Origin of the sequence: Oxalobacteraceae sp. CFBP 8761 (assembly GCA_014841595.1) — a bacterium.
Classification (GTDB): domain Bacteria; phylum Pseudomonadota; class Gammaproteobacteria; order Burkholderiales; family Burkholderiaceae_D; genus Telluria.
The window spans coordinates 2,193,619-2,214,521 of sequence record JACYUE010000001.1; the positions used below are offsets into that span (position 1 = coordinate 2,193,619).

Here is a 20,903-nt window from a genome sequence, read left to right on the forward strand (position 1 = left end):
ATCACTGTACAGTTTTTCTGCGCGCTGTAAATACCAGTTTCGCCACAGACCCGGTCATCCGAATCGCGTGCTGCGCCCCCACAACAGGCCTGCTGCGCCCTCCAGAGCGCAGCGAACCCATGCTTACTGCACAGCGGCGCGCCGCTCGCGCAGCCAGAACCCCAGGCCCAGCAGCGCCAGCCAGATCGGGATCAGGATCACCGAAATGCGCAGCCCCGGCGTGATCGCCATGATCACGAGCAGGATGGCGACGAACGCCAGGCACACGTAATTCGACAGCGGAAACCACGGACTGCGGAACAATGTCAGCGCGCCAGCGTTGTCCTTGCTGCGCCGGAAGCGCAGGTGGCTCCACGAAATCATCGCCCAGTTGATGACGAGCGCGGCGACGGCCAGGCTCATCACCATGCCCAGCGCTTCTTCTGGCAGGAAGTAATTGATCAGGATTGCCGAGCCGGTGGCGATGGCCGACACGGCAAGCGCATTGAGCGGCACACCGCGTGCATTGGTGCGCATCAGCGCGCGCGGCGCATTGCCTTGCGCGGCCAGGCCGAACAGCATGCGGCTGTTGGCATACACACAGCCGTTGTAGACCGACAGCGCAGCCGTCAGCACGACCAGGTTCAGGACGTTGGCGACCCAGCCGTTGTCGAGCGCGGCGAAGATCAGCACGAACGGGCTGCCGCCGGTGACGACTTTCTGCCACGGGAACAGCATCAGGAGCACGGCCAGCGCGCCGATGTAGAAGATCAGGATGCGGTACAGGGCGTTATTGGTCGCGCGCGGAATCGTGCGCGACGGGTCGTCCGCCTCGGCGGCGGTGATGCCGATCAGTTCCAGCCCGCCGAACGAAAACATGATCACCGCCATGGCCATGGCCAGGCCGGCCACGCCGTTGGGGAAGAAGCCGCCGTGGCGCCACAGATTGGACACGCCCGCCTCGGGTCCGGCGCCGCCGCCGATCAACAGGTACAGGCCGAACACGATCATGCCGACCACGGCCGCCACCTTGATGACGGCAAACCAGAATTCCATCTCGCCGAACGCCTTCACGTTCAACAGGCTGAGCAGGTTGACGAGGACGAAGAAGCCCAGTGCCGAGACCCACGTCGGCAGTTCCGGGAACCAGTACTGCATATAGATGCCCAGCGCCGTCAGTTCCGCGAGGCTGACCAGGATGTACATGACCCAGTAATTCCAGCCCGACACGAAGCCTGCCCAGCGCCCGCAATACTTGTCAGCGAAGTGGCTGAACGAGCCGGCCACCGGTTCGTCGACGATCATCTCGCCCAGCTGGCGCATGATCAGGAAGGCGACCGCGCCGGCAATCGCATACCCGAGCAGCACCGACGGGCCGGCCATCTGGATGGTCGAGGCGATGCCGAGGAACAGGCCAGTGCCGATGGCGCCGCCCAGGGCGATCAGCTGGATGTGGCGGTTCTTGAGCCCGCGCTTGAGTTGGTGGTGCCCGTCGTCCATCGTCGGTTTCTTGATCTTGCTATAAAGACAGGGATTCTACTGCATTGGCGGGGTGCGGCAAACTCGCGCCACGGTTTTGCTTGTCACGCTATGCTGGTGGTGATGGCAATTCGCCGACACTCACTGGAGACAAGCATGCGCAAGATGATCATGATGGCCCTGGCGGGCCTGCTGTGGAAACAGTTTCAGACCAAGGTCATGAAGCGTCCGGTTGCCCAAAAGAAGACCTGGCGTTACTAAGCAACACACCGAGAACCGTCACGCATTCGGTGACCGTTCGACAGGCGCGGCTTCGGCCGCGCTTTTTTTTCGCCCATGGCAACTACACGCCGTGCGTCAGTCCCAGGTTGCGGTTGGCCGGTACCGCGACATCCATCAGGCCGGGCCGCGGCAAATCGAGCGCGGCCATCAGCGCGATAAAGTCAGGGCGGGAGCGGCCGGCAAGACGCGCATTGTGCGCGCGTTCCCAGCCGATGGTCGAGACCGACTGGCCCTTGTAATCGTGGCCGGGCCAGACCCGCGTGGCGGGATCGAGCGTGAACAGCTTGCGGGTGACGCTGTCATACAGGTCGCCCGCGCTGCCGCCCTGGAAGTCGGTGCGGCCACAACCGCCGATCAGCAGCGTGTCCCCGCTGAACAGGTTGCCGCGCCACAGGTAGCACATGCTCCCGGCCGTGTGGCCTGGCGTATGGATCACGGCAATCTCTTCGCCATCGGCAAACCCGATGCGGTCGCCGTCCTGCAGCTGGATTTCCGCCGGCGCGATGCCGCAGCCGCCCGGCGCGCACGCCTTTGCACCCGTGTGCGCGCGCAGGCGCCCGGCGGACGTGACGTGGTCGGCATGCGCGTGCGTTTCGAACACGTGCGTCAGGCGCAGGCCAAGCCGTTCGAGATGCGCGAGGTCGCGGTCGAAGTGGCGGTCGACCGGGTCGATGATGGCGGCGTCGACAGCGCCGGGCGCGGCCAGGATATAGGTGAAGGTGGACGACTCGGCGTCGAACAGCTGGATCGGGTTCAGTTGCATGATGGGTTCCTCGGTAGCGCCCATGTTGTACCACAAACGTGGCTCAGTGCTGGATCGCCGCCAGCTTGTCGGCCAGCGTGGCCGGCGAGAGTTCGCCCACATGGCGCGTGCGCAGGCGGCCGGCCGCATCGTAGAACAGCGTCGTCGGCATGCCGGCCGCGCCAAGGCGCCCAGCGACCTGACTGCCCTGGTCCAGCACGATCGTGGCGGACTGCGCCTGCAATGGCAGACGCTCGCGCTCGACATAAGCGGCCACGGTGGCGGCGGATTCGCCCTGGTTGACCAGCACGAACGCGATCTCCGGGTGGGCCGCCTGCGCTGCCATCAGGGCCGGCATCTCGCGCCGGCAGGGTGGACACCAGGTGGCCCACAGGTTCAGCACGACTGGGCGGTCGGCGAAGCTGCGTAGCGCGACTTCGCGGCCGTCGAGCTGGCGCACCATGACGTCCGGCATGGGCGTGTGGGCCGGCGTCAGTGCCTGATTCAGCAGGGTGCCGACGAACCAGACCGCGCAGCCGGCCAGCATGCAGGCCAGCACGGGGCGGCGCAGCGCTGCCTGGCGGCGCGTCAGCTCGGCCCCGACCACGCAGGCCGCGATCAGGCCGGCGACCGTCTCAAAGCCGCCGTCACGGATGTCGAACACGCTCAGCGGCGCGGCCAGGTAGATTGCATGGTGCTTCAGGACGAACACGAGACGGGCCGAGACGAAGCCGGCCACGATCATGTTCCATAGCGCACCGCCCGGATCGATGGCGCGTCGGCGCCGGAACCATTCGGCCACCAGCGTGGCCGCCAGCACCGCGGCCAGCGACAGGGCGACCGCGATCGGAAGGTACAGCGGCCCCAGCCGGATGGCGTCCATCTGCCCTAGCGCGCCCGGCTCATTCTTCGGCCGGCGCTGGGTCGGGCAGCGCGAGCTGTTCGATCAGGAGCTTGTCGATGCGGTTGCCGTCCATGTCGACCACTTCGATCCGATAGCCATTCCAGTCGAACGACTCGGACGCTTTCGGGATATACCCGAACTGGTAGAGCACGAAGCCGGCCAGCGTGTGGTACGCGCCCAGTTCTTCGTCCGGGAAGCGTTCAGTGGTGTTGAAGACGTCGCGGAAGCGGTCCAGATCCACGCCGCCATCGAGCAGCCAGCTGCCATCCTGGCGCTGGACGGCGTCGGGATCGGTTTCTTCACCATTCACGGTGACGTCGCCCACCAGCGCGCTCATCACGTCCGACAGCGTGACCATGCCCTGGATGTCGCCGTACTCATCGACGATCAGCGCCAGCTCGGCGCGGTTTTTCTTGAACAGCTCGAGCAGCACCATTGCGCCGACGGTCTCCGGCACGAACAGCACGTCCTGCACGGCATGTTCGATATTGACCGCCTCGAGCGAGCCGTGGCGTACCGACTGGGCCAGCAGGTCGCGTACCTTCACGAAGCCCAGGATCTGGGCGCGGTCGCCACGGTAGACCGGGAAGCGGCTGTAGGTATGGCAGGCGATCAGTTCGAGCGTGTCGCGGCGCTCGGCGTCCAGGTCGATCATGATCAGGTCGACGCGCGGCGTCATCAGCGCCTTCAGGTGCCGGTCATCCAGGCGCAGCGCGCGCGAGACGATATCGTATTCGGTCTTTTCGAACAGGCCGGCGTCGGTGCCTTCCTTGAACATGCCGGCGATGTCTTCTTCGGTCGGCGCTTCCTCTTTGGCGTCATGGATGCCGAACAGGCGCACGATCGCTTCGGTCGTCAGTGACAGCACCTTGACGAACGGCGACATGATCAGCGACAGGGCAGATAGCGGCGGGGCAATCAGGGTTGCCATCGTCTCGGGATGGCGCATTGCGATGCGTTTCGGGACCAGTTCGCCCAGCACGATCGACACGAACGTGATGGCCAGCACCACGATGAACAGTGAGATTTCGTAAGCGTAGGGGGCCAGGAAGCCCACCATTTCGATCTGCGGCTGCAGGCGCGTAACAAGCGAGGCTTCACCGAAGGCACCGGTAAAGATGCCGATCAGCGTGATGCCGACCTGGACGGTGGAAAGAAAATGACTCGGGTTGTCGGCCAGTGCGATAGCGCTGCGCGCCCCGCGGCTGCCTTCCTGCGCGCGCCGTTCGAGGCGCATGCGTTTTGCGGAAACGAGAGCGAGTTCGCTCATCGCGAACACCCCGTTCAAGAGGATCAGAACGAGGATGATCAATATATCTGACATGACAAGCAGAAGGCCTATGGCCGGGCATACCGGGCCGTGGCCGGGTCCGCCACCATGGCGTACGGACGAATCATGGCATAAATGACAAAAGCGTGGAATACCGCTCGACCGCTCCACCACGCCGACGCCGTGGCTCAGGCCTGTCAGCCGAAAAGTTAAAAATCAAATAAAAAGAAAAAACAACAAAAAATTAATTTCGGCTGATATGAAATCAAAGATATTGATTAAAACAAATACTGAGATTAAATTTGATTCTTAGGAGAAATTATTTTTCACCTCCTGGCCTCATGTACGCCCGATCGCATCGGACGATTGATCAATTCAGATTTGGAAGGAAGATTGTGAGACTGACTAACTGGAAACTCGCCACGCGTTTAGGAATGGGATTTGGCCTGCTGATGGTCTTCCTGATCATACTGGCCGCTGTGACGATTACGCGCATCAACGCGTCGAATCAGGCCATCGGCTTCATCCTGGAAGACCGTTACGTCAAGGTCGTGCTGACCCAATCCATCGAAACCGAGATCAATGTGCAGGCGCGTGACTTGCGCAATGCCATCATCCTCGGCGCGGGCGAAACAGCGCAGATCGCGGCGATCATCGACAGGATCGCCGAGTCCGTGCACAGGACCGACGAATTCATGACCAAACTGAAAAGCATGATCAACACGCCGAAAGGCGAGGCCCTGTTCCAATCGTTGAGCGACGCTCGCGGGAAGTACGGCGTGGCACGCACAGCGACGATGGCATTGTTGCGAGAAGGGAAAACCACCGAGGCGGGTGCGTATTTGCTGAAGGAGGTCACGTCACCGCAGGCAGAATTCTCGGCCGCGCTGGATGCCATGTCGAGCTTCCAGGCGTCGCTGATGGAAAGTGAAGGGGCGAAGGTGCGGGCCGACGCGCAATCGGCAGTCTGGATCGCGATTGCGCTCACCATCGGCGCCCTGATTGCTGCGACGATCGTCGCCGTACTGACAACCCGTTCGATTACCGTGCCTGTCAATCGCGCGCTCACGCTCGCCCAGGCAGTGGCCAGCGGCGATCTGCGTCAACAAATCGACCAGACCGGTACCGATGAAATCGGCACGCTGCTGACGGCGTTAAAGAACATGAATGCGAGTCTGCTGGACATCGTGGGGCAGGTCCGTTCGGGCGCCAACGAGATTGCCACGGCCAGCAAGGAAATTTCGGTCGGTAACAACGATTTGTCTGTGCGGACTGAACAGCAGGCCAGCGCGCTGGAAGAAACCGCATCGTCGATGGAAGAGTTGAACTCGACCGTCAAACAGAACAGCGAGAATGTGCATCAGGCAAATGCTCTGGCACGGTCGGCGTCGGAGATTGCCCGCGAGGGCGGCGTGGTGGTTGCCGAAGTCGTCACGACGATGGGCGTGATCAGCGCCACGTCAAACAAGATCGTCGATATCATCGGCGTGATCGACGGCATCGCCTTCCAGACCAATATCCTGGCATTGAATGCGGCCGTGGAAGCGGCGCGCGCGGGCGAACAGGGGCGCGGATTTGCCGTGGTGGCGTCCGAAGTGCGTAACCTGGCCCAACGTTCGGCGGCAGCGGCCAAGGAAATCAAAATCCTGATCAGCGACTCGCTGGACAAAGTCAATATCGGCAACGAGCTGGTCTCCAAGGCGGGTGCAACCATGACGCAAGTGGTCGGCAGCATCGAGCGCGTCACCACGATCATGGGCGATATCTCGGCTGCCGGACAGGAGCAGGATGCCGGCATCGAGCAGATCAACCAGGCGGTGACTGAAATGGACGCGGTCACGCAACAGAACGCTGCGCTGGTCGAGCAGGCGGCCGCTGCCAGCACGTCACTGCAGGAGCAGGCGGCGCAACTGGCCCGGGTTGTCAGCATCTTCCAGCTCGCGGACGCGGATGCTGCAAGCGCTGCAGCGCGCGTGCCGGATCGCCCCCGGAAGCAGGTTGCAAACGCTGCCGTGTCGACGGCTCGCGTACAACCCACCAGACGCGCACCGGCATCAACGGCGGAGCTCGCGTGGGAACAGTTCTAGCGAGTCAGCGCGGCGCCGAACGAAGCGGGCCGCCGGGCGATCAGATCCGACAGCCGTTGAAGCCCGGCCTGCAACTGTTGACGGTCCTTGATGTTGCCCAGAGAGAGCCGGATCGCATTGACTGACTCGCTCCCTGCCGCGAATGCATCGGCCGGCGTGACCACGATGCCTTCGGTCGCCGCCGCAGCCGCCAACTGCGCGGGGTTCCAGCAGGCCGGCAACGTCAGCCAACCATGCAGGCCATCGCCAATGCCGCTGTACTGCCCGGCCAGGGCAGAACGCGCCATCCGCTGGCGCAGGCGCGCTTCATCGCGTATGCCCTGCATCAGCCTGGCGGCCGACCCGTCGACGATCCACTGGGTGGCCAGCGCGACCGACAATGGCGTGGCCATCAGTGCAAGCGAGCGCAGCGCGCCAAGGAAGCGGGCGCGCTGTTCCGGGTCGGGCAGGACGACGAACGCGACACGCAAACCGGGGGCCAGGCATTTCGACAAGGTCGAGACATACATCACGTGATGTGGGGCGAGCGTCACGATCGGCGCCGGTGGGGCGTCGGCCAGCAGCCAGTAGGGATCGTCCTCGAGAATACGCACATCGTCGCGCTGCGCGATGCCCGCAATCGCCTGGCGCCGGCTCTCGGGCATCGTGACGGCAGTCGGGTTCTGCAAGGTGGGATTCAGGTAGACGAGTCCGGGCTTGTCGCGGCGGCAGGCTTCCTCGAGCCGCTCGGGGACCATGCCGTGTTCGTCGGCTTCCACGGTGACGAGGCGCCGGCCCAGATGGGTCGCAGCGTCGCGCAGGCCGGGGTAGCTCATCGGTTCAGTCAGAATCGTGTCGCCTGGCGTCGTCATGGCGAGGATGGCGGCGGCAATCGCGGCCTGCGCGCCGGGACAGACCACGATGTGCGCGGGATCCAACCGTCCGCAGATCGGCTCGAGCCAGGTGGCGCCGGCCTGGCGGTCGGCATCGCTGCCGCCGCCCAGATGGTAGGTCATCAGTAATTGACTGTCTGCGCTCAGCAGCACCTGGGACAAGCCCTGTTTCAGCATGTCGTCGACGTCCACGCCTGCAGGCGGTGGCGGCGTGTTCATGCTCAGGTCGATCACCGGGGCAAAGCCGACTTTTGGGGGCGCAACATACGTGCCGTGCGCGCCGCGCCCCTCCAGCAGGTTGCGGCGCCTGGCTTCATCGTAGGCGCGCGTGACGGTCGTCAGGTCGACGTCCAGCCGCGCCGCGAGCTGGCGCTGCGGGGGCAGGCGGTCACCCGGCGCCAGCGATCCGGCCACGATGGCCGCTTGCAAAGCATCCGCAATCTGCAAAAAACGGGGGCCGCCATTCGTGGTCAGTTGCGGCAGCCAGACGGGAACCTGCGGGTCGGGTACGGGCCTTGCCTGGGACATTTTGTCTCGATGTATGGAAATTGCTTTCAAGTAGTATGCTTGAAAACTCTCCCCGCCGGCGCTGTCGTTACTTCATCGACCGTGTGCGGCAACAGCCTGGAAATACGCACAACAATGGAATGGTTCCCGATCGTCTTCTTTACGTTCAAAGCGCTCGTGCTCGGCACGGGCATGTTCTTCGCCATCAAGTGGCACTACGACCAGGGCAAGAAAAAGAACGGCATGGACCGGCGCACGCTGGTGCTGGGCGTTGCCAAGGTCGTCCTCATCTTCGTGGTCCTGCTCATGGTGCTGGGCTACCTGACGCTGTTATTGGTCCGCAAGCTTGGCCTGGACTGGACCATTCCTTAAAAGCAGGCATGCGCCCGTCAAGGCGTCGTGCGAAAGCGCCTGGTGATGCCGGCCCAGCACTGCTGATAATCCCCCTGCAATTGCGGTGACGCCAGCGCCTGCTCGGTCGGCACCAGCACATTGCGCGTCTCGAACATGAACGCCATCGTGTCGCCCACCTTGTGCGGCTGACGCGTGTCCGCGCTGCTGGCCTTGTCGAAGGTCGCGGCGTCCGGCCCGTGCCCGCTCATGCAGTTGTGCACGCTCGAGCCTCCCGGAACGAAGCCGTCCGCCTTGGCGTCGTAGGCGCCGTGAATCAAGCCCATGAATTCGCTCGCCACATTGCGGTGGAACCAGGGCGGCCGGAACGTGTCTTCCGCCACCAGCCAGCGCGGCGGGAAGATGACGAAGTCGAGCGTATCGACGCCCGGCGTATCCGATGGCGCTTGCAGCACGAGAAATATCGACGGGTCCGGGTGGTCGTAGCTGATCGAGCCGATGGCATTGAAGTGGCGCAGGTCATACTTATAGGGCGCGTAGTTGCCGTGCCACGCCACCACGTCCAGCGGCGAGTGGCCGATCGGCGCGCGCCAGAGCCGCCCGCCGAATTTGGTGACCAGCTCGAAATCGCCTTCGACATCTTCGTATTGGGCCACCGGCGTCAGAAAGTCGCGCGGGTTGGCCAGGCCGTTCGAGCCGATCGGGCCCATGTCGGGCAGTTGCAGCAGCGCGCCGAAGTTCTCGCACAGGTAGCCGCGCGCTTCGCCGTCGGGCAGCGTCACCTGGAAGCGCACGCCGCGTGGGATCACGGCGATTTCCTGCGGCTCGACGTCCAGCACGCCCAGTTCGGTAGCGATACGCAAGCGCCCCAGCTGGGGCACGATCAGCAGTTCGGCGTCCGCATTGTAGAAGTAACGGCCGGCCATCGACTGGTTGGCCGCGTACAGGTGCACGGCGCAGCCCGTCATCGCCTCGGCCGAGCCGTTGCCCGCCATCGTCACCCAGCCATCGATAAAATCCGTCGGGGTCGTCGGCATTGGCAGCGGACTCCAGCGCAACTGATTCGGTGGCGCGGCATTGTCGAAACGGCTGACCAGGCGCGGCGCATCCAGCGGCACGAAGCTGCCATGCACGGCGGCCGGGCGAATCCGGTACAGCCACGAGCGCCGGTTATGGCTGCGCGGGGCAGTGAAGGCGGTGCCGGACAATTGCTCCGCATACAGGCCATACACCACCTCCTGCGGCGAGTTGCGATGCTGCGGCAGCGCACCTGGCAGGGCTTCGGTGGCAAATTCGTTGCCGAAGCCGGACAGATAACCTGACGGGTGGGCCATGCGGTGTCTCCTGGAACGGGTGGTGTGGTGCGATTGGTCGATGGCGTCACTCTAGAATAATCCGGCCAGTTTTACGAGATGAATAGAAAAATGTAGACTATTGATTCCATGAATACTGCTGGCCTCCACCACCACCGCGCATGGACAATGCGCCGGCAACCTTGAAAACCCATGATCGAACCGCGCACCATCGACCTGAATCTGCTGTCCGTGTTCCAGGAAGTCTATCGGGAGCGCCAGATTTCCAGTGCCGCCCGCCGCCTTGGCCTGAGCCAGTCGGCGGTGAGCAATGCGCTGGCACGATTGCGGCGCGCCTTTGGCGACGAGCTGTTCGTGCGTACGGCGAGCGGCATGCAGCCGACGCCGCTGGCGACGCAGATGGCCGAGCCGATCGGGGCGGCGATGGCGCAGGTGGCGCTGGCACTGAACCAGCGCAGCCGGTTCGAGCCGGGCACGAGCAGCCGCCGCTTCGTGCTGGCGATGACCGATGTCGGCGAGGTGTACTTCATGCCCACGCTGATCGAGCGCTGCCGGCAGGTGGCGCCGCACGTGGAACTCAGTTCGGTGCGCGTGGGCGCGGCGACGCTGAAGGAAGAAATGGAAGGCGGGCGGGTCGACCTGGCGGTGGGCCCGTTCGAGGATGTGTCGGATGCGCTGTACCAGCGGCATTTGTTCCGCCAGCCGTTCGTGACGATGTTCCGCAAGGGCCATCCACTGGGCAAGGGCGCGCTGACGCTGGCGCGCTTTGCGGCGGCCGAGCACTTGCTGGTGGACGCGGCCGACAGCCCCTATGACCGGGTCAACGCGGTGCTGGCCCGGGCCGGGATTGCGCCGTCGACGCGCTTTCGGGTACCGCACTTCACGGCGGTGCCGTACATCGTCAGCTCGAGCGACCTGGTGGTGACGGTGCCGCAAAAACTGGCCGAACGGGCCGGCCTGCCGTTCGCTCTCGAATGGGCAACGCCGCCGCTGGATCTGCCGCCGCTGCAAACGAATATTTTTTGGCACCGCCGCTTCAATCAGGATCCGGGCAATGTGTGGTTGCGCGGTTTGCTGGCCGACGTGTTCGCGGAATGACCGTCAACGTAGGACGAATAAAAAGGAAGAGACAATGGCAGATCTGTTTGACAATCCCATGGGCCTGATGGGCTTCGAATTCGTCGAGTTCGCTTCGCCAACCCCGGGCGTGCTCGAACCCGTGTTCGAGGCGCTGGGCTTTACCAAGGTGGCCGTGCACCGCTCGAAGGACGTCGCGCTGTATCGCCAGGGCGGCATCAACTTCATCATCAACAACGAGCCGAAAAGCTACGCCGCCTACTTCGCGGCCGAGCATGGCCCGTCGGCCTGCGGCATGGCGTTTCGCGTGCGCGATGCGCACAAGGCCTATGCCAGAGCGCTGGAACTGGGCGCGCAGGCGGTCGAGATTCCCACCGGCCCGATGGAGCTGCGCCTGCCGGCAATCCGCGGCATTGGCGGCGCGCCGCTGTACCTGATCGACCGCTTCGACGAAGGCGACACCATCGGCAAATCGATCTATGACATCGACTTCAAGTTCATCGACGGCGCGCCGCGCAACCCCGAGGGTCACGGCCTGAAGATCATCGATCACCTGACGCACAATGTGTACCGCGGCCGCATGTCGTACTGGGCCGGCTTCTACGAGAAGCTGTTCAACTTCCGTGAGATCCGCTACTTCGACATCAAGGGTGAGTACACGGGCCTGACCTCGAAGGCGATGACCGCGCCGGACGGCATGATCCGCATCCCGCTGAACGAAGAAGGCAAGGCGGGCGGTGGCCAGATCGAAGAATTCCTGATGCAGTTCAACGGCGAAGGCATCCAGCACATCGCGCTGCTGAGCGACGACCTGATCGCCACGGTCGACAGCCTGCGCGCGGCCGGCGTGCCTTTGATGACGGCGCCGCCTGAAACGTACTACGAAATGCTCGACGAGCGCATTCCCGGCCACGGCGAAGACGCCGAGCAGCTCAAGATGCGCGGCCTGCTGCTCGATGGCACGGTCACGGACGGCAAGGCACGCCTGCTGGTGCAGATCTTCGGCGTGGCGCAGCTGGGCCCGGTGTTCTTCGAATTCATCCAGCGCAAGGGTGACGACGGCTTCGGCGAAGGCAATTTCAAGGCGCTGTTCGAGTCGATCGAGCGCGACCAGGTCAAGCGCGGCGCTCTCGGCGCCGCCAGCGAGGCGACGACCGCCGCCTGATCCGTAATTTGCTATCCTGCGTGTTTGCGGCGGCCCCTGGCCGCCGTCTTGCGTAAAGGAGAAAGCATGCTGGCGGCGTTTGCGGTGTTGTTGTTATTTCAGTGCCTGGGGGAGGGCGTCGTATTCGTGCTGCGCCTGCCGCTGCCCGGCCCCGTGGCTGGCATGTTGCTGCTGGTGGCTGCGCTGATCGTGTTCCCCAAATTGCAGTTGCTGGTCGAACAGGCCGCCAATGCGCTGCTGGCCCACCTGTCGCTGCTGTTCGTGCCGGCCGGCGTGGGCATCGTGACCGCTGCCGCCAGCGGCAGCGGTCACTGGCTGGCGATTGTCGCGTCGGTTGTCGTCAGCACGCTGATGGCACTGGCTGTCACGGGCCTGCTGCTGCGTGGCATGAAGGGCGAACGGGCGAAAGATCACGATGCCTGATTTCGCCGGCTTGCACCAATTCTGGGTCTACCTGGCAGCCTCACCCTTGCTGGGCCTGACCATGACACTGTGCGCCTATCTGGCCGCGCAGCGCATCGGCGCCTGGTGCAAAGGCGCGCCGATCGCCAACCCGGTCGCCATCGCGATTGCCATCGTCGTGGGCATCCTGAGCTTGTCCGGCATGTCGTACGAGCGGTATTTCGCCGGCGCGCAGTTCGTCCACTTCCTGCTCGGCCCGGCGACTGTGGCGCTGGCCGTGCCGCTGGTGCGCCAGCTGCCGCGACTGCGCCAGCACTGGCTGCCGCTGACGGCGGCGCTGCTCGCTGGCTGCGTGACGGCCATCGTCTCGGTGGTCGTCGTGGCGCAGTTGCTGGGCGCCACGCCTGCGCTGATCGCGACGCTCGCACCCAAGTCGGTCACGTCGCCAATTGCGATGGCCGTGGCCGAGCGGCTGGGCGGCCTGCCTTCCCTGACCGCCGCGCTGGTGATTGGCACGGGCATCTTTGGTGCGATATTTTCCACCTGGCTGTTTCATGGACTGCGCGTGCGCTCGGACGCGGCGCGCGGGTTCGCGATGGGGCTGGCCGCGCACGGGATCGGCACGGCGCGTGCGTTCCAGCTCAGCCCCGAGATGGGGGCGTTTGCGGGACTCGCGATGGGGCTCAATGGTGCGCTGACGGCGCTGCTCGCACCCTGGCTGGTGCCGCTCGTGATCCGCTGGATCGGCTAGTGGCGCAGTGCCGGACACGGGTTCTGAATCGGGCACGATGCAATTCGCATCCGGTGGTACGATAGGTTGTAGTAGCGTAAATGCAATGGGTCAGCCGATGACGGTGTCCCGCTGTGGTCCGCTCGACGATACCGCGCCGGCGGCCGCACCCTGTTTCGCAGCCGGCAATCAGTTACAGGAAGCCGCATGGATAGTCAAATCGAGAAAGCCCCACCACACCGTGGCATGCCGAGCTGGCTCACCCCACGTCGCGCGATCGGTTTCGGTATCTGTACCGTTGTCCTGTTTATCCTGATCGGCAGCATGATCGAGCAGTTCATGAATGCCAATCCGAAGATGCTGGCCGCCTTGCTGGGTGGCAGCGCGGCGGCAGCAGCCACCGCGCTTGGCACGTTGCCCGTCTTGTTTGCACAGAATTTTTCTCGTCGTACCTACGATTCATTCCTCGGTTTCGGCGCCGGCGTCATGCTGGGCGCCACCGCGTTTTCGCTCGTGATTCCAGCCTTGAACGCAGCCTCGTCTGCCGGGGCGGGCAGCTGGGAATCCAGCCTGATGGTCGGCGCGGGCATCCTGGCCGGTGCTGGCGCGATCCTGCTGATGAGCCGCGCGGTCCATACCGACGGCATCCTTTCCACCGATCCCGACCAGGTCTCGCTGCGGCGCGCATGGCTGTTCGTGTGGGCGGTCGCGCTGCATAACCTGCCGGAAGGCCTGGCCATTGGCGTCGCCTTTGCTGGCATCGACCTGGAAAAAGCCACGTCACTGGCCACCGGTGTATCGATCCAGGACGTGCCCGAGGGCCTGGTCGTGGCGCTGGCGCTGCATTCCGTTGGTTACAGCCGCCTTGCCGCCGTCGGCATGGGCATCGTGTCGGGGCTGATCGAGCCAATCGCTGCCGTGTTCGGCGTCGCGCTCATCGGTATCGCTGCCGGCCTGCTGCCGTATGCGCTGGCTGCCGCTGCCGGCGCCATGCTGCTCGTCATCGTCAACGACGTGATTCCCGAATCGCGCCAGTCGGGCAATGGTACCCAGGCCAGCATTGCACTGGTCATCGGATTCATCGTGATGACGGTGCTCGATACGGCGCTGGCCTGATCGGCTGGCGACCACCAGCCCGCGTTACATCACCAGTGCGGCGTTGCGCTGCGTTCCCATCGGTGGCGCACTGTCAGTACGAATGAAACAGTGGGCCGGCACCAGTGGCCGATCGACATAATAGCCCTGGATTTCGTTGCAGCCAAAGCGCTTGAGCTCGCACAACTGCTCGAGATTTTCCACGCCTTCTGCCACCACCTTCAGATTCAGGCTGTGCGCCAGGTTGATGACGGCGCGGGTGATCGCGGCGTCGTCGCTGTCATGCGGCAGGTCGCGCACGAAGGTACGGTCGATCTTCAGCGCATCGAGCGGGAAGCGCTTCAGATACGCGAGGCTCGAATAGCCGGTGCCGAAATCGTCAATGGACAGGCGCATGCCCAGTGCCTTGATCCGTCCCAGGATCGCCACTGCGGCATCCGGGTTCACCATCAGCATCGATTCGGTGAGCTCGAACTCGAGCAGTGCCGGCGCGATGCCGCTGGCGGTCACGATGTGCTCGATCGTTGCTGCCAGGTCGTCCTGCTCGAGCTGGCGCGCCGACAGATTGATCGCGACTGGCACGACGGGGAAGCCGTCGGCGCGCCAAGCGCCAAGCTGGCGGCAGACTTCCGTCACGACCCACTCGCCGACCGCGATGATCAGCCCCGTGTCTTCGAGGACCGAGATGAATTCGAGCGGCGGCACGAGGCCGCGCTGCGGGTGGTTCCAGCGCAGCAGCGCCTCGAAGCCGCTCGTCCTGCCGGTGGCAAGGTCCAGCTTCGGCTGATAGTGGAGCAGGAATTCGCCACGCGCCAGCGCCTGGTGCAGCTCGGCTTCGAGCTTGATGCGCTGGGTGGTTGCATCGTGCATGGCTGCGCTGAAAAACTGGAAATTGCCACGGCCATTGTGTTTGGCCGCATACATGGCCGTATCGGCGCTCTTGAGCAGCGCCTCCGCATTGGCACCGTCTTCCGGGTAGCGTGCGATGCCGATGCTGGCCGAGACGAACAATTGCTGGCCCTGCAGCAGGAAGGGCGCCGCCAGCGCATCGATGATGCCGGTGCACAGTGTGGCAATGTCGCCGTCTTCCACGACATCGGGCAGGATCAGGGCGAATTCGTCGCCACCGAGCCGCGCGACCAGATCGCCGGGCCTGGCACAGGCTTGCAGGCGTTTGGTGGCCAGTACCAGCAACTGGTCGCCGACGCCATGCCCCAGCATGTCGTTGACTTTCTTGAAGTGGTCGAGGTCGATGAACATGACGCCGGCGCGGCGTTCCTGTGCGGCGGCCGCTCCGATGGCCAGGTCGAGCGATTCGGACAGGTAGCGCCGGTTCGGCAGGTCGGTCAACGCATCGTATTGCGCCAGATAGGTCAGGCGCTGCTGGGCCGTGTGGCGCTCGATCGTGGTGGCCAGGATGTGCGCGATGCTGCGCAAGAAGTTGCGGTCGTCCGGGCCGAACTGGCGGTTGTCGTCGGTGAACACACCCAGCACGCCGAACGGACTTTCCGTGCAAATCACGCAGGCATCGACGCTGCTGCGGACCTGGTAGACAGCCCCGACGGTCGCGAACAGCGGCCGCAGCAGGTCGGCCGGCTTTTGTTGTGGCATGGGACCCAGCGGGCAGTCAAGGGCAAAGCCGGTGGCCGAGGCCAGGGCGCCGCTACCCGCCTGAATCACCAGTGAGCGTCCGATCGGCGCCGGTTCCAGTGAAAACAGCGCTGCGCTCGGCGCGTCCAGGCCGCCCGCCGCAGCCTGAATGGCCTCCCGGAACACGTGGTGCAGGTCGGTGGCCGTCAGGGCCACGCGGCCCAGCTCGGCGATCAGGTTTTCGCGCCGCGCCGTGGCCAGGATCGTGCGCTCGAAGGCCTTGCGCTCGGTGATGTCGATATCGATACAGATATAGCGCACCGTGCCGCCCGCATCGAACATCGGCACGATCGTGCGGTGCCATTGCAGCGTGCGGTCGCGCCCGGCGATCGTCACGTCGCCTTTCCATACAGTCGGTCCGGGTGTCCAGGCCGGCGCCGGGCCGGGGATGGTCAGGTGCGCCAGCGGCTGGCCGACGACCTCGTCGCGGGACAGGCCACTGTTGGCGATGAACTGGTCGTTGACGACGGCGATGCGGCCGTCGACATCGATCTCGGACACGATCGCGGCCTGGTCCATCGCACTCTTGTGCTGCACGAGCGAATTCATCAGGAGCTCGATGCGCTCGCCATACTGCACCCGCAGGCTGGCAGTGCCGCGGTTGACGGCCAGGATCGCTTCCTGGATCTCGAGCGGCGCATCGTCGTGCAGTGGCGCCTCGGCAGTGACCAGGCCCGCGGCGACATCATGCTCAAAAGCGCGCAGGCCACCGAGACGGTCCAGCCAGCGGCGCAGCAGCACGCGCATCATCAACAGGCTGGCCGAGGCCAGCACCAGGGCCACCGCGGCCGTTTCGATGATGAGCTGCCAGAGCTGCGCTGCCAGTCTGGTCACGTCGAACGACAGGCGCATGACGCCATAGTCCTTGCCACCGACCGTGATGACCCGGTTGACATCGTAGAACCGCTCGACGATCAGCGCCGTGAACCAGTCGGGCGGCGCTGCGTACTGGCTTGCCTGCGCCTCCAGGCTGATCGCGCCACCACCGACTTCGAGGAACTGGGCGCGCTGGAACGGTGACTTGACGAGCATCTTGCCCAGCGTGCGCTTGACCGTGTCGTAATCGCCAATGACGACGCTTTCTTCGATCGGCTGGATCACCGCCTCGAGCAGCATCAGCGCATTGTCCTGTGTCTCTTCGATGTGCTGCAGGTACTGGTAGCGGTAAAACATGCCCAGGCCCGCCACCATCAGGAGCAGCATCGTGGCCGCGAACACGCCGAATACGCGGCCCATCAGGGAGCGCGGCAGGAAGACGCGCTTGAGCAGGCGCAGCGGAGCAAATGTCATGGCAAAAGGTGTCACCGCAGGCTGGCCGGCGCGTCGGCATAGAACGTGCGGTAGCTGGCATAGTCGGCCTGGCTGGCGGCCACGAACGACAGCGGTACCGGAGCGTGGATCAGCGCGCCCGATTCGGCGAGCACGCGCTTGCCTTCCGGATCGTTGTGCATCGTGAGGAAGGCATTGGCGACGGCGCGCACCTGCTCCGCCGGCACCCGTGGCGAGGCCATCAGCGCCAGATCATTGAATGGCGCCGACGTCCACAGCACGCGGAATGCGCTGCCTTCGCGGCCGCGCCAGTTGGCCACCAGCTGCGAATTTGCGCCGACCGCCTTGACCATGCCGGCGAACAGCTGCGTGAACGCAGCGTCCTGGTTGCCGGCGAACACGACGTTAATCGGGATGTCGGCGCGCAGCAGCTGCGCATAATTGACCTTGTAGGCCACCAGCGCTTCCGGGCCCGGAAAACTCACGGCGGCGCCGGCCAGTTCCTTGATATCCCTGATCGGCGAATCGACCGGCACCACGATCTGTGCGTGCACCGGCGGCGAGTTGCGGCGCCCGAACACGGTCCAACCCATCTTTTCCCGGTCGGGACTGAACAGGTGGTTGGTAAAGGCGAAGTCGACTTCGCGCGCCAGCACGAAACTGGTCGTGTCGGCGGAGGTGCGACCCAGCTTGAGCTTCATGCAGACCTTGCTGCGGGTCGATACGTAGCTGATGATCGGATTCCAGAAGCTGGCCGATACCTGGACATTGAACTGATTGACCGGTGAAAAATTGTAGCAGGCCGGTGGAGCGGCGACAGCCGATTGCGTGACGAAAAAGGCGCCAGCCAGCAGTGACAGATGCAGATTCATGATTGTGCGATCGTGAGGACAAGATGAAATACGGCCACGTCCCGGGTGCCGGGCTGGGCTCCGTGATGTCGTGCCATGCGGCAGACAAGCCGGGCGCGCGGTAGCGGTGAGGCACAGTGCGCCAGCGTCGCCATCCGTCGATGGATGCGCGAACGGGTCACTGTAGCGCGGGCCGTTAAGGCACATGCGTTCCAGCTGTGAAGATCATACCATTAGCCAACATTGCTGGCTGTAATGCAATGTTGCATTCAATAACTTAATCGGTTCATGTCCTGTGCGTGCAGCCAAAAACAACAACGGCCCCGAAGGGCCGTTGTTGTTACTGCGAAAAAGAGCAAGGCAGATCAGTCACGGATTTCCAGCTTGCGGTTGAGGCTCAGCGCAGCCAGCGTGGCCACTGCTGCCGACAGCAGGTACAGGCTGACGTAGCCGAGGCCGAAGTTGGCCGACAGACCCAGCGCAACCAGCGGCGCGAATGCTGCGCCGACCAGCCATGCCAGATCCGACGTCAGTGCCGCACCGGTGTAGCGGAAGTGCTTCTGGAAGTTCGACGTCGTGGCGCCCGCGGCCTGGCCATACGACAGGCCCAGCAGGGTGAAGCCGACCAGGATGAAGGTGTTCTGGCCAGCGGTACCGCCGTCGATCAGCGATGGCACGAAGACCGAGAACAGCGCGATCAGTGCCGCCAGCGTACCGAGCGTGGTGCGACGACCGACCTTGTCAGCGATATAGCCCGAGGCCAGGATACCCAGCGCAGCCAGGACAGCGCCGCCCATCTGGACCAGCAGGAACGATTCGACAGGGCGCGTATCATACAACTGGATCCACGACAGCGGGAACACGGTCACCAGGTGGAACAGCGCGTAGCTGGCCAGTGCGGTCATGGCACCGATGATGATGTTGGTACCCTGATTGCGCATCAGTTCGCCGACCGGGGCAGGCGTCATGTGGTTGGTGTCCAGCAGGCGTGCGTATTCGGTGGTCGAAACCAGGCGCAGGCGGGCGAACAGGCCAACGACGTTGATGGCGAAGGCGACGAAGAACGGGAAGCGCCAGCCCCAGGTCAGGAAGTCTTCCTGCGACAGGTTGCCGATCAGGTAAGCGAACACGCCGGCGGCGATGACGAAGCCGAGCGGTGCGCTCAGCTGACCCAGCATCGCGTACCAGCCACGCTTGCCTTCAGGTGCGGACAGGGCCAGCAGCGATGGCAGACCATCCCACGAACCGCCCTGGGCCAGGCCTTGGCCGATGCGCAGCAGTGCCAGCATCACGATGGCGGCGCCGCCGATTTCGCTGTAGCTCGGGAGCAGGGCGATGACGACGGTGCAGGTACCCATCATGAACAGCGCGATCAGCAGTTTCATGTCGAGGCTCCAGCGTTTCTGGATCCACATGAAGAGCAGCGTGCCGAACGGACGCGCGATGAATGCGAACGCGAAAATGACAAAGGCGTACAGTGTGCCTTCGAGGCGATCGGCAAACGGGAAGAAGATCGACGGGAACACCAGCACCGAAGCGATGGCATACACGAAGAATTCGAAGTACTCCGCTGAACGACCGACAATGACGCCGACGGCGATGTCGCCGGGGGAGATGTGTTCGTCGCGGGCGTTGATATTGCGTGCGCCGCTGTTCGGGCTCGTGATTGGAGCGGCGTCGTCGCTGCCGTGGGTAGTGCTGTGCATGGTTAATTCTCCAAAAGTCGTGTCGCGGTCGCCACTATTGTGGGTAACACTATTGTTAAAATTGCATTATGGCAAAGGGTGGGACAAACTGTCCAATGTTCTTTGACGACCGTTGGCAGTACAGTAGCATGCTCTCCCTCCATGTAACGTTAGATACCTAGCATGATTCCACAAATTGTCCGCCGCGGACTGCCATTACTTCTTCTTGCAGCGCTTGCTGGCTGCAATACCGTTGTAATGAATCCCACCGGCGATATAGCAAAGCAGCAGGCCGATCTGATCGTCATATCGGTTCTATTAATGTTGATCATCATCATTCCGGTGATGTTGCTGGTCGTCTGGTTCGCCTGGCGCTACCGCAAGGGCGCCAACGCGGCCTACGAACCTGACTGGGACCACTCGACCAAGCTCGAGCTGATTATCTGGGGCGCACCGCTCCTGATCATCATCGTGCTGGGCCTGATTACCTGGGTCAGTACCCACAAGCTCGATCCGTACCGTCCGCTCGACCGCATCGATGCCAACCGGCCGCTCGCCGCGTCGGTCAAGCCACTGGAAGTGCAAGTGGTGGCGCTGGACTGGAAATGGCTGTTCATTTATCCAGAGCAGGGCATTGCATCGGTCAATCACCTGGTGACCCCGATCGACGTGCCAGTGCGCTTCAAGATCACGTCGTCGACCGTGATGAACACGTTCTACATCCCGACCCTGGCTGGCATGATCTACGCGATGCCGGGCATGGAAACGGAACTGAACGCGGTGCTGAACAAGACCGGCGATTATCGCGGCCTGTCGGCCAACTTCAGCGGCGATGGTTTCTCGCACATGAAGTTTGCCTACAAGGGCGTGACGCAGGCCGATTTCGACACCTGGGTCAAGGAAATGAAGACCGGTACCGAAGTGCTCGACCGCGCTGACTACATGGTGCTCGAAAAACCGACCGCCAAGGAGCCGGTGCGCCATTACGCACAGGTCGAGCCTGCGCTGTTCAACCGCATCCTGAACCGCTGCGTTGCTGAAGGCACCATGTGCATGAACCAGCAAATGCACGAGGATCACAAGCGCAACGAAATGGCCGCGGCCATCCGCCAGCTGCCGAAGGATGGCAAGTCCATGCTGGCCGAGGCACTGGAAATGTGCGTCGCCCCTTTTAACACTGTGAAGAAGTAACC

The 20,903-nt window shown here is 63.7% G+C and carries 17 protein-coding genes; 8 read left to right on the plus strand and 9 right to left on the minus strand.

Features of this window, described 5'->3' with window-relative positions:
• Positions 1-123 precede the first annotated feature (123 nt).
• The 4 genes from IFU00_09630 to IFU00_09645 form a co-directional block, all read right to left on the minus strand.
• Positions 124-1,479: an amino acid permease gene (locus tag IFU00_09630; GenBank protein ID MBD8542541.1), complete on the minus strand. Its 1,356-nt coding sequence runs from the start codon at positions 1,477-1,479 to the stop codon at positions 124-126.
• A gap of 322 nt (positions 1,480-1,801) precedes the next feature.
• The gene (locus tag IFU00_09635; protein MBD8542542.1) at positions 1,802-2,503 is read right to left on the minus strand and encodes an MBL fold metallo-hydrolase; all 702 of its coding nucleotides are present in this window, start codon (positions 2,501-2,503) and stop codon (positions 1,802-1,804) included.
• A 43-nt stretch (positions 2,504-2,546) separates the two neighbouring features.
• Complete coding sequence (locus IFU00_09640) at positions 2,547-3,365, minus strand: TlpA family protein disulfide reductase (GenBank protein MBD8542543.1); 819 nt, start codon at positions 3,363-3,365, stop codon at positions 2,547-2,549.
• Between the two features lie 19 nt (positions 3,366-3,384).
• Positions 3,385-4,710, minus strand: coding sequence for an HlyC/CorC family transporter (locus IFU00_09645; GenBank protein MBD8542544.1), 1,326 nt, complete (start codon positions 4,708-4,710; stop codon positions 3,385-3,387).
• Between the two features lie 287 nt (positions 4,711-4,997).
• Here IFU00_09645 and IFU00_09650 point away from each other — a divergent pair, with 287 nt between their 5' ends.
• Positions 4,998-6,743 carry an MCP four helix bundle domain-containing protein gene (locus tag IFU00_09650; protein MBD8542545.1) on the plus strand — a complete coding sequence of 582 codons (1,746 nt, stop codon included), beginning with the start codon at positions 4,998-5,000 and terminating at the stop codon, positions 6,741-6,743.
• Here IFU00_09650 and IFU00_09655 read toward each other — a convergent pair.
• On the minus strand, positions 6,740-8,143 hold the full coding sequence (locus tag IFU00_09655) for a PLP-dependent aminotransferase family protein (protein MBD8542546.1): 1,404 nt from the start codon (positions 8,141-8,143) through the stop codon (positions 6,740-6,742). The genes IFU00_09650 and IFU00_09655 overlap by 4 nt on opposite strands.
• 114 nt (positions 8,144-8,257) lie before the next feature.
• On the opposite strand from IFU00_09655, the gene IFU00_09660 reads away from it, so the two are divergent.
• The gene (locus IFU00_09660) at positions 8,258-8,494 is read left to right on the plus strand and encodes a hypothetical protein (GenBank protein ID MBD8542547.1); all 237 of its coding nucleotides are present in this window, start codon (positions 8,258-8,260) and stop codon (positions 8,492-8,494) included.
• Between the two features lie 17 nt (positions 8,495-8,511).
• Here the strand turns inward: IFU00_09660 and IFU00_09665 are convergent, their stop codons facing one another.
• The gene (locus IFU00_09665; GenBank protein MBD8542548.1) at positions 8,512-9,807 is read right to left on the minus strand and encodes a homogentisate 1,2-dioxygenase; all 1,296 of its coding nucleotides are present in this window, start codon (positions 9,805-9,807) and stop codon (positions 8,512-8,514) included.
• A gap of 171 nt (positions 9,808-9,978) precedes the next feature.
• On the opposite strand from IFU00_09665, the gene IFU00_09670 reads away from it, so the two are divergent.
• The 5 genes from IFU00_09670 to IFU00_09690 all read left to right on the plus strand — a co-directional run bounded on the left by IFU00_09670 (position 9,979) and on the right by IFU00_09690 (position 14,276).
• On the plus strand, positions 9,979-10,884 hold the full coding sequence (locus tag IFU00_09670; GenBank protein MBD8542549.1) for a LysR family transcriptional regulator: 906 nt from the start codon (positions 9,979-9,981) through the stop codon (positions 10,882-10,884).
• A 34-nt stretch (positions 10,885-10,918) separates the two neighbouring features.
• Positions 10,919-12,028 (plus strand): 4-hydroxyphenylpyruvate dioxygenase, encoded by a 1,110-nt coding sequence (gene hppD, locus IFU00_09675; GenBank protein MBD8542550.1) that lies wholly within the window; start codon positions 10,919-10,921, stop codon positions 12,026-12,028.
• A gap of 66 nt (positions 12,029-12,094) precedes the next feature.
• Positions 12,095-12,451, plus strand: coding sequence for a CidA/LrgA family protein (locus IFU00_09680; GenBank protein ID MBD8542551.1), 357 nt, complete (start codon positions 12,095-12,097; stop codon positions 12,449-12,451).
• On the plus strand, positions 12,444-13,181 hold the full coding sequence (locus IFU00_09685) for an LrgB family protein (protein MBD8542552.1): 738 nt from the start codon (positions 12,444-12,446) through the stop codon (positions 13,179-13,181). Before IFU00_09680 ends, IFU00_09685 begins: the two co-directional genes overlap by 8 nt.
• A gap of 186 nt (positions 13,182-13,367) precedes the next feature.
• Positions 13,368-14,276 carry a ZIP family metal transporter gene (locus IFU00_09690; protein ID MBD8542553.1) on the plus strand — a complete coding sequence of 303 codons (909 nt, stop codon included), beginning with the start codon at positions 13,368-13,370 and terminating at the stop codon, positions 14,274-14,276.
• A 24-nt stretch (positions 14,277-14,300) separates the two neighbouring features.
• Here IFU00_09690 and IFU00_09695 read toward each other — a convergent pair whose 3' ends face one another.
• The 3 genes from IFU00_09695 to IFU00_09705 all read right to left on the minus strand — a co-directional run bounded on the left by IFU00_09695 (position 14,301) and on the right by IFU00_09705 (position 19,731).
• Positions 14,301-17,195, minus strand: coding sequence for an EAL domain-containing protein (locus tag IFU00_09695; GenBank protein ID MBD8542554.1), 2,895 nt, complete (start codon positions 17,193-17,195; stop codon positions 14,301-14,303).
• 11 nt (positions 17,196-17,206) lie between these two features.
• Entirely contained in the window at positions 17,207-18,046 is an 840-nt protein-coding gene (locus IFU00_09700) for a PhnD/SsuA/transferrin family substrate-binding protein (GenBank protein MBD8542555.1), read from the minus strand.
• A 344-nt stretch (positions 18,047-18,390) separates the two neighbouring features.
• Complete coding sequence (locus tag IFU00_09705; GenBank protein MBD8542556.1) at positions 18,391-19,731, minus strand: MFS transporter; 1,341 nt, start codon at positions 19,729-19,731, stop codon at positions 18,391-18,393.
• Between the two features lie 162 nt (positions 19,732-19,893).
• Here IFU00_09705 and cyoA point away from each other — a divergent pair, with 162 nt between their 5' ends.
• On the plus strand, positions 19,894-20,901 hold the full coding sequence (gene cyoA / locus IFU00_09710; protein ID MBD8542557.1) for a ubiquinol oxidase subunit II: 1,008 nt from the start codon (positions 19,894-19,896) through the stop codon (positions 20,899-20,901).
• Positions 20,902-20,903: the final 2 nt, after the last annotated feature.

What these genes read in the sequence shown, in the direction of transcription:
- IFU00_09630 (MBD8542541.1), bottom strand. Translation starts at nt 1,479, where the DNA reads ATGGACGACGGGCACCACCAACTCAAGCGCGGGCTCAAGAACCGCCAC.
- IFU00_09635 (MBD8542542.1), bottom strand. Translation starts at nt 2,503, where the DNA reads ATGCAACTGAACCCGATCCAGCTGTTCGACGCCGAGTCGTCCACCTTC.
- IFU00_09640 (MBD8542543.1), bottom strand. Translation starts at nt 3,365, where the DNA reads ATGGACGCCATCCGGCTGGGGCCGCTGTACCTTCCGATCGCGGTCGCC.
- IFU00_09645 (MBD8542544.1), bottom strand. Translation starts at nt 4,710, where the DNA reads ATGTCAGATATATTGATCATCCTCGTTCTGATCCTCTTGAACGGGGTG.
- IFU00_09650 (MBD8542545.1), top strand. Translation starts at nt 4,998, where the DNA reads ATGTACGCCCGATCGCATCGGACGATTGATCAATTCAGATTTGGAAGG.
- IFU00_09655 (MBD8542546.1), bottom strand. Translation starts at nt 8,143, where the DNA reads ATGTCCCAGGCAAGGCCCGTACCCGACCCGCAGGTTCCCGTCTGGCTG.
- IFU00_09660 (MBD8542547.1), top strand. Translation starts at nt 8,258, where the DNA reads ATGGAATGGTTCCCGATCGTCTTCTTTACGTTCAAAGCGCTCGTGCTC.
- IFU00_09665 (MBD8542548.1), bottom strand. Translation starts at nt 9,807, where the DNA reads ATGGCCCACCCGTCAGGTTATCTGTCCGGCTTCGGCAACGAATTTGCC.
- IFU00_09670 (MBD8542549.1), top strand. Translation starts at nt 9,979, where the DNA reads ATGATCGAACCGCGCACCATCGACCTGAATCTGCTGTCCGTGTTCCAG.
- hppD (MBD8542550.1), top strand. Translation starts at nt 10,919, where the DNA reads ATGGCAGATCTGTTTGACAATCCCATGGGCCTGATGGGCTTCGAATTC.
- IFU00_09680 (MBD8542551.1), top strand. Translation starts at nt 12,095, where the DNA reads ATGCTGGCGGCGTTTGCGGTGTTGTTGTTATTTCAGTGCCTGGGGGAG.
- IFU00_09685 (MBD8542552.1), top strand. Translation starts at nt 12,444, where the DNA reads ATGCCTGATTTCGCCGGCTTGCACCAATTCTGGGTCTACCTGGCAGCC.
- IFU00_09690 (MBD8542553.1), top strand. Translation starts at nt 13,368, where the DNA reads ATGGATAGTCAAATCGAGAAAGCCCCACCACACCGTGGCATGCCGAGC.
- IFU00_09695 (MBD8542554.1), bottom strand. Translation starts at nt 17,195, where the DNA reads ATGACATTTGCTCCGCTGCGCCTGCTCAAGCGCGTCTTCCTGCCGCGC.
- IFU00_09700 (MBD8542555.1), bottom strand. Translation starts at nt 18,046, where the DNA reads ATGAATCTGCATCTGTCACTGCTGGCTGGCGCCTTTTTCGTCACGCAA.
- IFU00_09705 (MBD8542556.1), bottom strand. Translation starts at nt 19,731, where the DNA reads ATGCACAGCACTACCCACGGCAGCGACGACGCCGCTCCAATCACGAGC.
- cyoA (MBD8542557.1), top strand. Translation starts at nt 19,894, where the DNA reads ATGATTCCACAAATTGTCCGCCGCGGACTGCCATTACTTCTTCTTGCA.